This window comes from Mannheimia bovis (assembly GCF_014541205.1).
Classification (GTDB): domain Bacteria; phylum Pseudomonadota; class Gammaproteobacteria; order Enterobacterales; family Pasteurellaceae; genus Mannheimia; species Mannheimia bovis.
In genome coordinates, this window is record NZ_CP061280.1 from 257,826 (window position 1) to 272,552 (window position 14,727).

A 14,727-nucleotide genomic window follows, 5' to 3' on the forward strand; every position below is an offset into this window, starting at 1 on the left:
CGTATGCCATTTTAATTATACATTTTCTAATGTTGCATTCGTTTTTGCTCTTACTGCAAAACTCAACACAAAGCCGATAAGCAATCCACTTAATGCACCAATCATTAACCAAAATAGGCGATCCGGCGATTCTGCTTTTAGTGGAACAGATGGCGATTTCACCAAACGATAAGCTTTTAATTGGTTATCTAATGGCTGAACCGAACGCATCATTTGCAATTTTGCCGCCCAGTCTTGATTACCTTTTGCTCCAACATTTAACTCTGATGCCGTTTTAATTTGTTGGAATAACACCTTCCATTTCGCAATTAAATCGGCGTTTAACCTCTCACGAGCTTGAGTATTTACCAGTGGAATAAAATCCGTTAATAATTTTTGAGCATCTTCTGCATTTTCTAACGTTAAACTCAAATTATCGGCAGAAGTGGCTACATCTTTTTGGAAACTAAACTGCTCCACTAATTCAGCTGCAACAATCGCTGTCGATTTTTTCTCAACTTGTGCCTTTAACTTCACAACTTCACTTTCTACTAAATAGGCTTGGAGTAAATCTGCTGAGGTTAAATTACGTTTAAATTCTTCATAAACTTGTTCAACCGCTTCTTTTTGTACAGTTTGATTGCTAAGCTCAGGCGTACTACTACTCAAAAAATGATAGGTAGAGAGTAACGAATAGTAGTTACCTAAATCAGGTACATTCGGTTGTTCAAATTGTGCGGTTACTTTCCATTTTTCCGGCTGCGAATAACTTAAGCCATAACCCAATCCTACTCCAATAGCAGTAAATAAAATAAGCACTAAAAAACGATAAAATAGCGTTTTCACAAAAATTTCCTTTAAACTTGTTTAGTACGTTTTGCACGGCGTTTTAAACGACGAATAAAACGCGTTATACGCCACGCTCGGGTAATCGAATAGGCGTACAAAAAGAATACACCGATAAACATCAACATCATTACCCACTGGTTCCAGTAATATACTTCGCCCAAAATGCCAATAGTGGCACAAAATCCTGCCCAAAGTGTAATCACTAACAGAGCTTGGCGAGAGGTTAGCCCTGCTCGCATCATTAAATGGTGCAAGTGCAAGCGGTCAGGTTTGAACGGACTTTTACCTTTTTTCAAACGACGGATAATGACCGCCACCATATCAATGAGAGGAACTGCAATCAGCCATAACCCGGTAATTGGGCTGATTGGCGAGCCTTGTCCTTGCGTACTTAACAGTAAAACCCAAATAATGGTAAAGCCAATCAGCATACTACCTGAGTCGCCCATAAATACTTTCCATTTTGCTCCGAATACACTCAAGTTGAACATTGCATACGGCAGTAATACAAAAATGAGAGCAAAACACCAATAGCCTAAAGTTGGCTCATCTTTAATAAACATCAATGTACCAAGCCCGGCGAAGCTCACACTTGATAGCCCAGCTAACAAGCCATCAATACCATCAACCATATTGAAGGCATTAATCACACCAATGGTAATGAACACTGTAAATACAATTCCCAACCAACCCAACTCAATACTAAATGGGGCGATTATCTGCCCTAAACTGCTAAGCGATAAGCCACTGTAAATCATCGCTCCTGCTAATGCGGCTTGAATGCCCGCACGCAATAGTGGACTAATGTCAAAGCGGTCATCTAATACACCGATAATCAGCAAAATAGTAACGGCACTAAGGTAAAGCTCCGGCAGCCGCATATCTTGCCACTGCATAAAATAAAAAGTGAGATTACCAATAAATAATGCAATACCGCCAATTAACGGGATTAAACCTTGATGGCGTTTACGAAAGTTTGGTTTATCGACTAAACCCACAAATTCCGCCACAGGTCGCATCACAATTAAGGCGAGAAATGAAACAATAAATACGGTTAGAAAAGTAAGCCACATAGTGGGATTACCTCAAAAAATGTGCAATAAAAATAGGTACTCAGAATAGCACAAGGCAACAAAACCGTAAAATTTTTTAGCGAAAATAGAGGCTTTTCAGTACAATAGAACACAAATTTGTTTTAAGTAAAAAGGAATTATTATGTCAATGTCAGAAAAATTGTTTGAACAAGCCCAGAAAGTGATTCCAGGCGGGGTAAACTCTCCTGTTCGTGCCTTTAAAGGCGTGGGAGGCACGCCAGTATTTATTGAAAAAGCACAAGGGGCTTATATTACCGATAGCGACGGCAAACAGTATATCGACTATGTAGGCTCTTGGGGTCCGATGGTATTAGGGCATAATCACCCATCTATTATTGATGCCGTATTAAAAGCCGTGCCGAACGGATTAAGTTTCGGAGCTCCAACTGCTGCTGAAATCACTCTTGCCGAATTAGTCTGCAAATTAATCCCTTCTATTGAAATGGTAAGAATGGTAAGTAGTGGCACAGAGGCAACAATGTCTGCTATTCGCTTGGCTCGTGGCTATACAGGACGAGATAAAATCATCAAATTTGAAGGCTGCTATCACGGGCACTCCGATTCGCTATTAGTAAAAGCAGGTTCTGGGGCTTTAACGCTCGGTCAGCCAAGCGGCCCGGGTGTGCCTGCCGATTTCGCTAAGCACACACTTACTTGCACTTACAACGATTTAGATTCCGTAAAAGCGGCGTTTGAACAATATCCAAATGATATTGCTTGTTTAATTGTTGAACCTGTTGCAGGCAATATGAACTGTATTCCGCCACAAGAAGACTTTTTACAAGGCTTACGTGAGCTTTGCACACAATATGGTGCAGTATTTATTATTGATGAAGTGATGACAGGTTTCCGTGTCGCACTTGGTGGTGCTCAATCTTACTATGGCGTTACGCCTGATTTAACCACGCTCGGCAAAATTATCGGCGGCGGTATGCCAGTGGGTGCATTCGGCGGTAAAAAAGAGATTATGGAATACATCGCCCCAACAGGCCCTGTTTACCAAGCTGGCACACTTTCAGGCAACCCGATTGCAATGGCAGCAGGCTTGGCTTGTTTAACCGAATTATCAAAATCAGGTAACGAAGAACAATTAGCAACCAAAACCCAAATCCTTGCCGAAGGATTTAAAGCCTTAGCAGACAAGCATAATATTCCACTCACTGTCCAATATGTTGGTGGAATGTTCGGTTTATTCTTCACTGAACAAAAATCGGTAACCAACTTCCAAGAAGTGATGAAATGCGATGCAGCCAAATTCAACCGTTTCTTCCACTTAATGCTAGAGCAAGGTGTTTATTTAGCCCCATCAGCATTTGAGGCAGGTTTTATGTCTTTAGCTCACACAGATGAGGATATTGCTCGCACGTTAGAGGCTGCAGATAAGGCGTTTGGGGAGCTGTAATTACCCCTTACAAGCGGTTGGATTGGAAAAGAAATTTGCAAATTTCTGAAATAGTTTTCCACACTTGTAGCTAAAAGAATCTCTTTTATATATTGAATATATAAACTACTATCATAGTTAGTCTATCTATTAAAAGAATTATAAATATAAAAACCCTCAGATTCAGTCTGAGGGTTTCTTTATTTAATAGCCTAGATTACAAACTATTACTCTTCATCACCCGCATTTAACAATGCTGCTAAACTTTGAGTTGCGTCATCTGCAACAAATTCAAATTCAGCTTCAATGTCTGCATCGGTTACAAATGAATTTTCTTTTGCAGCCGGTGCTTCAAACTCAGGTGCTACTGCAATGCCTGCTTCAAGTTGTGCACGTTTTTTCGCACGAGCTTGGTGGTAAGCAAAACCTGTACCCGCAGGAATTAAGCGACCTACGATCACGTTCTCTTTCAAACCACGCAACTCATCTTGTTTACCTGCAACAGCGGCTTCGGTAAGCACTCGAGTCGTTTCTTGGAACGATGCCGCAGAAATGAAGCTTTCTGTTGCAAGTGATGCTTTAGTAATACCAAGCAATTCACGCTCGAACTCAACAAGTGGCTTGCCTTCTTCCGCACGTTTACGGTTAGCGATTTTCACTCGAGCTACTTCAACCTGTTCTCCGTCTAGGAATTCAGAGTCGTAAGCGTTGGTGATGGTTGCTTTACGTAACATTTGGCGAACGATAACTTCAATGTGCTTGTCGTTAATTTTTACCCCTTGTAAGCGGTAAACTTCTTGCACTTCGTTAACGATATAGTCGGTTACTGCGTGAACACCACGTAAACGCAAGATATCGTGTGGCGTTTCTGCACCATCGGAAATGACATCACCACGTTGTACCATTTCGCCTTCGAATACGTTGAGCTGACGCCATTTTGGAATCATTTCTTCAAACGCTTCACCTTCAGCCGGTGTAATTACCAAGCGACGTTTGCCTTTGGTTTCTTTACCGAATGATACAATACCTGAAATTTCTGCCAAGATTGCCGGATCTTTCGGTTTACGAGCTTCAAATAAGTCCGCAACGCGTGGAAGACCACCAGTAATATCTTTTGTACCTACAGATTCTTGTGGAATACGAGCTAATGCTTCACCCACTGCAATTTCTGCACCATCATCTAAGGTTACGATTGCTTTACCCGGTAAGAAGTATTGTGCCGGAACGTCTGTACCCGGAATTAAGATGTCGTTACCGTTGCTATCTACTAAACGTAATGCCGGACGTAAGTCTTTACCTGCTGTTGCACGTTCACCCACATCTTGAACCACGATTGATGATAAACCTGTTAATTCGTCAGTTTGACGCGTTACGGTTAAGCCATCAACGATATCGCTAAATTGGATACGACCTGAAACCTCTGAGATAACCGGCATTGTGTGCGGATCCCAATTCGCAACTACTTCACCTGCATTCACTTCTGCACCGTCATTTTTCGATAACACTGCACCGTAAGGCACTTTATAGTTCTCTTTGGTACGACCGAAAGTGTCGATAACCGTCAATTCAGTGTTACGTGAAGTTAATACGATTTTGCCGTCTTTGTTAGTAACGAATTTCGCGTTAGTGAGTTTAATCGTACCTGCATTTTTCACTTGAATGCTAGATTCTTTCGCTGCCGCAGATGCCGCACCACCAATGTGGAACGTACGCATCGTTAACTGTGTACCCGGCTCACCGATAGATTGTGCTGCAATAACGCCAACCGCTTCACCTTGGTTAATTAAGTGTCCACGTGCTAAATCACGACCGTAACATTTCGCACACACACCAAAGTCTGTATCACAAGTTACTACCGAGCGTACTTTGATCACATCAACAGATTCACGATCTACCACATCACACCATTTTTCATCTAATAAGGTGTTACGTGGAATTAAAACTTCATCTGTACCCGGTTTTAATACATCTTCAGCTACTACACGACCTAATACTCGATCACGCAGAGCTTCTTTCACATCACCACCTTCGATTAACGGGGTCATCACAATACCTTCGTGAGTACCGCAGTCATCTTCGATAATCACTAAATCTTGTGCTACATCCACTAAACGACGGGTTAAGTAACCTGAGTTCGCTGTTTTTAATGCGGTATCGGCAAGACCTTTACGTGCACCGTGGGTAGAAATAAAGTACTGAAGAACGTTCAAGCCTTCACGGAAGTTTGCCGTGATTGGAGTTTCTATAATCGAGCCGTCCGGACGTGCCATCAAACCACGCATACCGGCTAACTGACGAATCTGTGCCGCAGAACCACGTGCACCTGAGTCCGCCATCATAAAGATGCTGTTAAATGAGGCTTGCTTTTCAGGGTTACCTTCACGGTTAATAACTTCCTCCGTTGAAAGGTTTTCCATCATCGCTTTCGCCACACGTTCGTTTGCTGCCGCCCAAATATCGATTACTTTGTTATAACGCTCACCCGCAGTCACTAAACCGCCATTGAACTGTTCTTGAATTTCAGCAACCTCTGCTTCAGCTGCTTCAATGATGGCGTATTTTTGCTCTGGGATCACCATATCATCAATACCAACAGAAGCACCTGAACGTGCAGCGTAAGCGAAACCTGTGTACATAATTTGGTCAGCTAAAACAACGGATTCTTTCAAACCTAAACGGCGGTAGCTTTCGTTAATTAATTTTGAGATCGCTTTTTTACCTAATGTTTGGTTGAATAAGCTAAATGGCATACCTTTTGGTGCGATCATCCATAAGATTGCACGACCGATTGTGGTATCCACTAATTCTGTTTTAGCAACAAATTCGCCTGCTTCATTTTTCTCATATTCTGTTACACGCACTTTTACACGAGAGTGTAATTCTGCCTGACCTGTACGGTAAGCCTTCTCCGCTTCACGAGGGTCTAAGAAGTACATTCCTTCGCCTTTACCGTTTACTTTCTCGCGGGTCATATAGTACAAGCCTAATACAACGTCTTGAGATGGAACGATAATCGGATCACCACTTGCCGGTGAAAGTACGTTGTTGGTAGACATCATTAACGCACGTGCTTCTAATTGTGCTTCGAGTGTTAATGGAACGTGTACCGCCATTTGGTCACCGTCGAAGTCCGCGTTGAACGCCGCACACACAAGAGGGTGTAACTGGATTGCTTTACCTTCAATCAATAACGGTTCAAACGCTTGAATACCTAAACGGTGAAGCGTTGGTGCACGGTTAAGAAGAATCGGGTGCTCGCGAATAACTTCTGCAAGAATATCCCATACGATCGGATCTTCACGTTCTACCATTTTCTTCGCAGCTTTGATAGTTGATGCAATGCCACGAGATTCTAATTTAGAATAGATAAACGGACGGAATAATTCCAATGCCATTTTCTTCGGTAAACCACATTGGTGTAAGCGTAAGTATGGACCTACGGTAATTACCGAACGACCTGAGTAGTCTACACGTTTACCTAATAAGTTTTGACGGAAACGACCTTGTTTACCTTTGATCATATCTGCCAAAGATTTTAACGGACGTTTGTTAGAACCGGTAATCGCACGACCACGACGACCGTTGTCTAATAACGCATCTACAGACTCTTGTAACATACGTTTTTCGTTACGCACGATAATATCCGGTGCAACTAAGTCTAGTAAGCGTTTTAAACGGTTATTACGGTTGATTACACGGCGGTATAAATCATTTAAGTCAGACGTTGCAAAACGACCACCATCAAGCGGAACTAACGGACGTAAATCCGGTGGCAATACCGGTAATACAGTCATTACCATCCACTCAGGTTTGTTGCCTGATTGCAAGAATGCTTCTAAGGTTTTTAAACGTTTAGTGATTTTTTTACGTTTGGTTTCAGAGTTGGTTTCTTGTAACTCTTCACGCAATACTTCGCATTGGTGTTCTAAATCTAAATCACGAAGTAATGCTTGGATACCTTCGGCACCCATTTTCGCTTCAAACTCATCGCCCCAACGCTCTTCAGCATCCATAAACTGTTCTTCGGTTAATAGCTGATTTTTCTCTAAATCAGTCATACCCGGCTCAGTTACAACATAGCTTTCGAAATAAAGTACACGTTCAATATCACGTAACGGCATATCTAAAATTAATCCGATACGGGACGGAAGTGATTTTAAGAACCAAATGTGGGCAACCGGACACGCTAATTCGATATGACCCATACGCTCACGGCGTACTTTAGTTTGGGTTACTTCAACACCGCATTTTTCACAAATTACACCACGATGTTTTAAACGTTTATATTTACCACATAAACACTCGTAATCTTTTACCGGTCCGAAAATACGTGCACAGAATAAACCATCACGCTCTGGTTTGAAGGTACGGTAGTTAATCGTTTCCGGTTTTTTTACTTCACCGAACGACCAAGAACGGATCTTGTCCGGTGATGCTAAACCAATTTTAATCACATCAAAATCATCGCTTGATTTTGTTTGTGCTTTTAAAAACTTCACTAAGTCTTTCACTTTTTTGCCCCTAGGGTAGGTTTTTAAGTTCGCCCCGCAATTAGCCGAGCGAGTAAATTTTGTCTACAAGCGGTTAGATTTTGCAAAATTTTTACGAAATTTGACCGCTTGTTGTAGTTTATTCTCCGATCTGCTCCCCTCTTTTCTAAAGAGAAGAGTTTGATCAAGGGAAAATCAACTATTACGCTTCGTCTAACTCCATATCGATCGCTAATGCACGGATCTCTTTGGTGATTACATTAAATGACTCTGGGATACCCGGCTCCATATAATGTGTGCCGTCTACGATATTTTTGTACATCTTCGTACGACCGTTCACGTCATCTGATTTCACTGTGAGCATTTCTTGTAAGGTGTAAGCAGCACCGTATGCTTCTAATGCCCAAACCTCCATCTCACCGAAACGCTGACCACCGAACTGTGCTTTACCACCCAACGGTTGTTGAGTAACAAGGCTATAAGAACCGGTTGAACGTGCGTGCATTTTATCATCAACCAAGTGGTTCAATTTGAGCATATACATATAACCTACGGTTACAGGACGCTCAAATTTCTCACCTGTGCGACCATCGTAAAGGGTAATCTGACCTGAAGTCGGTAAGCCACCTAATTCTAATAAGCCTTTGATCTCCGTTTCGTGAGCACCATCGAATACAGGTGTTGCAAGCGGTAAACCTTTACGTAAGTTTTGTGCTAAACGCATTACTTCTTCATCTGTGAAGGTACTTAAATCAACCACTTGTGAACCGTGTCCTAAGTCATACGCTTTTTGGATATATTCACGTAATTTAGCAATTTCTTGCTGTTGTTTGATCATCTTATCGATTTGATCACCGATACCACGAGCCGCTAAACCTAAGTGGGTTTCTAAGATCTGACCAATGTTCATACGAGATGGTACGCCCAGCGGGTTCAATACGATTTCTACCGGCTGACCGTTTTCATCGTATGGCATATCTTCAACAGGGTTGATTTTTGAGATAACACCTTTGTTACCGTGACGACCAGCCATCTTATCACCCGGTTGGATTTGGCGTTTAACCGCAAGGTAAACTTTAACTACTTTTAACACGCCCGGTGCTAAATCATCGCCTTGAATGATTTTATTACGTTTGATTTCAAGTTTACGTTCAAACTCTTTGCGTAACTCTTCGTGTTGCTCCGCTAACTGCTCTAATTGATTTTGTTTCGCTTCGTCATCTAAAGTTTGTTCTAACCATTTCTCACGAGCAACGCCATCTAGTGCAGACTCTTTCACGCCGCCTTCGATTAACAAGTTACGAACACGAGTGAATAAACCGGCTTCTAAGATTTCTAACTCTTCAGATAAATCTTTCTTCGCTTCACGAAGTTGAAGTTCTTCAATTTCTTTCGCACGCTTGTCTTTCTCTACGCCATCACGGGTAAATACTTGAACATCGATAACCGTACCTGAAGTACCGTTTGGTACACGAAGTGAAGAATCTTTAACGTCTGATGCTTTTTCACCGAAGATCGCACGTAATAGTTTCTCTTCCGGTGTTAATTGGGTTTCACCTTTAGGGGTTACTTTACCGACTAAGATGTCGCCACCTTTCACTTCCGCACCGATGTAAACAATACCCGATTCATCTAATTTGCTTAATGCAGATTCACCCACGTTTGGAATATCCGCTGTGATCTCTTCTGCACCTAATTTGGTGTCACGAGCCACACAAGATAATTCTTGAATGTGGATTGTCGTGAAGCGATCTTCTTGAACCACACGCTCAGACACTAACATTGAGTCTTCGAAGTTATAACCGTTCCAAGGCATAAATGCCACACGGATATTTTGACCTAACGCTAATTCACCTAAGTCTGTTGAAGGACCGTCTGCTAAGATCTCACCACGTGCTACCGGCTCGCCTAAGTTCACACAAGGTACTTGGTTGATACAGGTGTTTTGGTTTGAACGGGTGTATTTAATTAAGTTATAGATGTCGATACCTGCTTCGCCTGGGATCGTTTCATCTTCATTAACTTTCACTACGATACGAGAAGCATCAACATATTGGACCGTACCACCACGTTTCGCCACAATCGCAACCCCTGAGTCAAGAGCGATTGGTTTTTCCATACCGGTACCGACTAACGGTTTGTCCGCACGCAATGTTGGAACTGCCTGACGTTGCATGTTCGCACCCATTAACGCACGGTTCGCATCGTCGTGCTCAAGGAACGGAATCAACGCTGCCGCAACCGAAACCACTTGTTGGGTTGAGATGTCCATATACTGAACTTCTTCCGGTTTGAATAAACCAGACTCACCTTGCTGACGGCAAGTGACATAAGTATCAGTAAAGCGGAAATTCTCATCTAAGTTTGAGTTCGCCTGAGCAATAATATTGTTGCTCTCTTCAATCGCTGATAAGTACTCGATCTCTTCAGTAACTTGACCATCAACCACTTTACGGAATGGAGTTTCTAAGAAACCGTAGTTGTTAGTACGAGCATAAACAGAAAGCGAGTTGATCAAACCGATGTTTGGACCCTCTGGGGTTTCGATTGGGCATAAACGACCGTAGTGAGTTGGGTGAACATCTCGAACCTCAAAACCTGCACGCTCACGAGTTAAACCACCCGGACCTAATGCAGAAATACGGCGTTTGTGCGTAACCTCTGAAAGCGGGTTATTTTGGTCCATAAATTGCGAAAGTTGTGAAGAGCCGAAGAACTCTTTCACTGCCGCAGAAATCGGTTTTGCATTGATTAAATCTTGTGGGGTTACGCCATCTAAATCACCTAAAGATAAACGCTCACGTACTGCACGCTCAACACGCACTAAACCAATACGGAATTGGTTTTCTGCCATTTCGCCGACCGAACGGATACGACGGTTACCTAAGTGGTCGATATCGTCCACTTCGCCACGACCGTTACGGATCTCGATTAATTTTTTCATTACACCGATGATGTCATCGTTGCTTAAGATACCGCTACCCACGCCTTCAGGAATATCTAAAGAGCGGTTGAACTTCATACGACCTACCGCAGATAAGTCATAACGTTCTGCTGAGAAGAACATATTATCGAATAATGCTTCTGCCGCTTCTTTCGTTGGTGGTTCACCCGGACGCATCATACGGTAGATTTCCACTAACGCACTTAAACGGTCGTAAGTTGGATCCACTCGTAAGGTTTCAGAAATGTATGAACCGTGGTCTAAATCGTTGGTAAATAATACGTCAATCTCTTTATAGCCGGCCGCTGATAAGTTTGCCAACATTTCCATTGAGATTTCCATATTCGCAGGGCAAATCACTTCGCCTGACGATAAATCAACGTAATCTTGAGCAGCAACTTTACCGACGATATACTCAACCGGCACTTCAATTTGGGTAACGTTATCTTTTTCTAATGCACGGATGTGACGAGCGGTAATACGACGTCCCACTTCCACATATACTTTGCCGTTTGCTGAAATATCGAATGTTGCCGTTTCGCCTCTTAAACGCTCAGGCACTAACGTCATTAATAATTTGTTATCAACAATTTCAAACGTAATTTTTTCGAAGAATAAATTTAAGATTTCTTCAGTGCTGTAACCTAATGCACGCAAAATGATAGTTGCCGGTAATTTACGGCGGCGGTCAATACGAGCAAATAAGTTATCTTTCGGGTCGAACTCGAAATCTAACCAAGAACCACGGTAAGGAATAATGCGTGCGTTATAAAGCACTTTACCTGAAGAGTGGGTTTTACCTTTGTCAGAATCGAAGAACACGCCCGGGCTACGGTGTAATTGAGAAACGATAACACGCTCAGTCCCGTTGATAACGAAAGTACCGTTATCGGTCATTAATGGGATTTCGCCCATATACACGTTTTGCTCTTTAATATCTTTCACCGTACCGGCAGCAGCCTCACGGTCATAAGATACTAAACGCAATTTTACGCGTAATGGTGCAGCATAGGTTGTGCCACGGATTTGACATTCACGAACATCAAACACCGGATCGCCTAATTCGTAAGAAACGTATTGCAATTCAGTTGCACCGTTGTTGCTCACAATCGGGAAAACTGAACGGAATGCCGCTTCTAAACCTTGTTGCCCTTCAGGATCTTTTTCAATAAATTTTTCAAAAGAATCAAGCTGAATTGTTAATAGATAAGGTACGTTCAGAACTTGTGGACGTTTGCCAAAGCTCTTACGGATACGCTTTTTCTCGGAATATGAATATGCCATTTTTTAAGATAGCCTCTGATGTATATTTTGGTTGAGATTACACAATCCGACACGAAAGACTCGGTTGGAAGTGGCATTATAAAAAACTGTACGAGGTGTCATTTTCCAATCGCCAATCAAGCAGTCAAAAATCACTACTGCAAGCGGTCAAATTGGGCAGGAAATTTGCAAATTTTGTTGATTAAAATGACAAAACCAACACTTGCGTTCAAGCACAAAAGGCTGAGCGGTCAAGCCGTCAGCCAATTTTTACTAAAAATGGTTGTAAATTATAGCGGATTTTACAAAATTTGACAACAATTTGACCGCTTGTTTTTATGGGAAAATTATTGGATTTTCTCTTCGTCTTGGGCTAATTTACTACCAAAAAATAGGCTTGCAAAGCCGATAGCAAAGATAGAAATTAAGAAATAGTAACCCCCATTCAACATAATTAATGGTTGCTTCTAAACCTTGAATAGTCACTACATTTCCCAAAGTAAGAGCGTATCCACCACTAATACATAAAACAACAATCACTTTTCCGACTTGCACCGAGCGGATTTCAAAGTCAGGTATTTTACCTTGAGCTAAATACAATCCAAATCCAGCGATAATACATAATCCCATTAGTCTTTACCAAGAGCTGTATCGCACATTTTAACGATCCAAGTTACTTTAGAAAATTTTTGTCCCAACTTACCATCTACACAAGCCTGTGTTATCAACTTACTTCCTTCACGGGAAGAATTGTGTTTATACCCATCCAAATATAAGTTTCCTACAATAAACTTCCCTAAAGCATCATTTTTAACAATCGCTTTTTGAGCATGCGTATGTGCCTCATCAAATTTCTTTCCTTCATAAAACAGATAAGCCCAAAATCCTAGAACATTAGGCTGCTCTTTTTTTACTGCTGCAACTAAATCGTCAAACTTATAAGCCTTAGCTTCAATACCATCATAAATTTGATTATATGTTACATTTTTAGGAATAGGCTTTGCATTCACAACAGTCGAAAGAGAAAAGGTCGCAACAGTAGTTAATAGAATAGATTTAAGAAATTGTTTGTACATAATAAATCCTTAGAAATGGTTTAATAGAGATGTTTTACTTCCTATGTCAATAGGAAGTAAAGGGAGTATACTCCCTTGAAAAATTGATTTTTATTTGTTCAATTTTCCTTAAAGTATTCTAGCGAGAAATTAGAAGAATGATATAAACGATAGGCTACATTTAGCATTCGTTAGTAAATTGATAGGTTTATCCCTAAAAACAATACTAGGAGAATGAAAAATGAAACGCTAACTATCCATCCAATTCGCCATACCTTCGCCAATAATCTTAGAAAAATCCGCCGATTAAAGGATATTTCTCAAGAGGCGTTAGCTTTTGATGCCGAACTAAGCCGAGCTTATATTAGTGATGTGGAAAGAGGGAAAAGAGCCATCTCAATCGATGCGATGGGAAAATAGCCGACGCCCTAAACGTCAGCCTAATAGACCTACTGAAAAGCGATTATTCAGTAGATGATTTGATTCAAAAATAAAAAAACAAGCGGTTGTTTTTCTTCAACTTTTTGCAAAAGGATAATGGATAACTGTAGAGGCGAAATATCTTTCGCCCCGACGATATACTCTTAAGGATACGGTGTAAAGAGATTGTTATCACCTCTTAACAACTCCATTAATTTAGGATGAATAAATAATTTATCCCGACCAATTCTCTGCTGTAAATCTGGGGTAAAGCACCCTGAATATAATGCTGTGTATCTATCGCTAATGCTTTTATCGATTCAATTTTCGCAACAGTCCACTTTGCCGTTTCTTCAATGCCTTTTAAAATATAAATAATCCAATCTTGCCAATTTTGCTGTGCGGTTACTTCCAATAATAAGCGATAATAATCCGCTTTATTTTCAATAATATAGCGGCTTAAATATAAAATCGGCAGATGAAGTAAACCTTTTTCAATCAGTAATAAGCTATTCAAAACACGCCCTGTCCTGCCATTACCGTCAATAAAGGGGTGAATCGCTTCAAATTGGTAATGAGCAACCGCAAGAATAATAAGCGGGTCTAAATCATCACTATAATGAATAAATTTTTCCCAGTTAGTTAATTTGTCTCGAATAATCTGCTCACCTTCAGGTGGGGTATAAATCACCTCACCATTAGCACCATTGCGTAAAGCCGTCCCGGTTACTTTGCGAATATCCATTTCCCGTCCTTTAATTTCGCTACAAACAAGAATAGCGGTTTGAGTACTGAACGGTCGATTTTTTAAACTTTCATAACCTAGAAATAATGCACTTCTATATTGCAGAGCCTCTTTAGTTGCAGAATCTTGCTCATCACTCTCTAATTGTAGTGACTGAAAAATTTTATCTGTGGTAGTAACAATATTTTCAATTTCACTACTTGCTCTCGCCTCCATAATCGGAAGCGTATTTATTAACATAGATTGATTGGGTATAAGTTCGGCTGCTTGCTTTAATTCCGCCAATGCAGCTCTTGCTCTAATCGTTTGCTTTAAAATAGCTTTGGTTTCTAACTCTTCTTGTGGTGGCAATTCAGGTAAATTGTTGTAAGCTAGTTTAGGATTCCAAACATTCATCTTTAAAAATCTCAAAAATTTAAACATATTTTCAGTATATGTTTATCCGATAAACATATCAACAAAATATCTTTAAATTTTCATAATTTTTAAACATATCCATTAAAATCT

Annotated in this window: 9 protein-coding genes; 2 read left to right on the forward strand and 7 right to left on the reverse strand. The window is 41.0% G+C overall.

Annotated features, from left to right (window positions below; translation table 11 throughout):
- Nucleotides 1–15: 15 nt before the first annotated feature.
- The gene (locus ICJ55_RS01380) at nucleotides 16–825 is read right to left on the reverse strand and encodes a Wzz/FepE/Etk N-terminal domain-containing protein (protein WP_188157014.1); all 810 of its coding nucleotides are present in this window, start codon (nucleotides 823–825) and stop codon (nucleotides 16–18) included.
- A gap of 11 nt (nucleotides 826–836) precedes the next feature.
- Entirely contained in the window at nucleotides 837–1,901 is a 1,065-nt protein-coding gene (wecA, locus tag ICJ55_RS01385) for a UDP-N-acetylglucosamine--undecaprenyl-phosphate N-acetylglucosaminephosphotransferase (RefSeq protein ID WP_188157015.1), read from the reverse strand.
- 142 nt (nucleotides 1,902–2,043) lie between these two features.
- On the opposite strand from wecA, the gene hemL reads away from it, so the two are divergent.
- Nucleotides 2,044–3,324: a glutamate-1-semialdehyde 2,1-aminomutase gene (gene hemL, locus ICJ55_RS01390; protein WP_188157016.1), complete on the forward strand. Its 1,281-nt coding sequence runs from the start codon at nucleotides 2,044–2,046 to the stop codon at nucleotides 3,322–3,324.
- 206 nt (nucleotides 3,325–3,530) lie between these two features.
- Here the strand turns inward: hemL and rpoC are convergent, their stop codons facing one another.
- The 4 genes from rpoC to ICJ55_RS01410 all read right to left on the reverse strand — a co-directional run bounded on the left by rpoC (nucleotide 3,531) and on the right by ICJ55_RS01410 (nucleotide 13,076).
- Nucleotides 3,531–7,814, reverse strand: a complete 4,284-nt coding sequence (rpoC, locus tag ICJ55_RS01395; protein ID WP_188157017.1) for a DNA-directed RNA polymerase subunit beta' — start codon at nucleotides 7,812–7,814, stop codon at nucleotides 3,531–3,533.
- A 181-nt stretch (nucleotides 7,815–7,995) separates the two neighbouring features.
- Nucleotides 7,996–12,021, reverse strand: coding sequence for a DNA-directed RNA polymerase subunit beta (gene rpoB, locus ICJ55_RS01400; protein WP_188157018.1), 4,026 nt, complete (start codon nucleotides 12,019–12,021; stop codon nucleotides 7,996–7,998).
- A gap of 360 nt (nucleotides 12,022–12,381) precedes the next feature.
- On the reverse strand, nucleotides 12,382–12,630 hold the full coding sequence (locus tag ICJ55_RS01405) for a hypothetical protein (protein WP_188157019.1): 249 nt from the start codon (nucleotides 12,628–12,630) through the stop codon (nucleotides 12,382–12,384).
- The gene (locus tag ICJ55_RS01410) at nucleotides 12,630–13,076 is read right to left on the reverse strand and encodes a hypothetical protein (protein ID WP_188157020.1); all 447 of its coding nucleotides are present in this window, start codon (nucleotides 13,074–13,076) and stop codon (nucleotides 12,630–12,632) included. The genes ICJ55_RS01405 and ICJ55_RS01410 overlap by 1 nt, the downstream gene beginning before the upstream one ends.
- Nucleotides 13,077–13,289: 213 nt before the next feature.
- Here ICJ55_RS01410 and ICJ55_RS01415 point away from each other — a divergent pair, with 213 nt between their 5' ends.
- Nucleotides 13,290–13,475, forward strand: coding sequence for a helix-turn-helix domain-containing protein (locus ICJ55_RS01415; protein ID WP_244141783.1), 186 nt, complete (start codon nucleotides 13,290–13,292; stop codon nucleotides 13,473–13,475).
- 211 nt (nucleotides 13,476–13,686) lie between these two features.
- On the opposite strand, the gene ICJ55_RS01420 is transcribed toward ICJ55_RS01415, so the two are convergent.
- The gene (locus ICJ55_RS01420; protein WP_279611696.1) at nucleotides 13,687–14,616 is read right to left on the reverse strand and encodes a Fic family protein; all 930 of its coding nucleotides are present in this window, start codon (nucleotides 14,614–14,616) and stop codon (nucleotides 13,687–13,689) included.
- Nucleotides 14,617–14,727 lie beyond the last annotated feature (111 nt).

Bases quoted from the DNA above. Each gene is read 5' to 3' on its own strand.
- wecA (WP_188157015.1), bottom strand. From the start codon at position 1,901: ATGTGGCTTACTTTTCTAACCGTATTTATTGTTTCATTTCTCGCCTTA.
- hemL (WP_188157016.1), top strand. From the start codon at position 2,044: ATGTCAATGTCAGAAAAATTGTTTGAACAAGCCCAGAAAGTGATTCCA.
- rpoB (WP_188157018.1), bottom strand. From the start codon at position 12,021: ATGGCATATTCATATTCCGAGAAAAAGCGTATCCGTAAGAGCTTTGGC.
- ICJ55_RS01405 (WP_188157019.1), bottom strand. From the start codon at position 12,630: ATGGGATTATGTATTATCGCTGGATTTGGATTGTATTTAGCTCAAGGT.
- ICJ55_RS01410 (WP_188157020.1), bottom strand. From the start codon at position 13,076: ATGTACAAACAATTTCTTAAATCTATTCTATTAACTACTGTTGCGACC.
- ICJ55_RS01415 (WP_244141783.1), top strand. From the start codon at position 13,290: ATGAAAAATGAAACGCTAACTATCCATCCAATTCGCCATACCTTCGCC.
- ICJ55_RS01420 (WP_279611696.1), bottom strand. From the start codon at position 14,616: ATGAATGTTTGGAATCCTAAACTAGCTTACAACAATTTACCTGAATTG.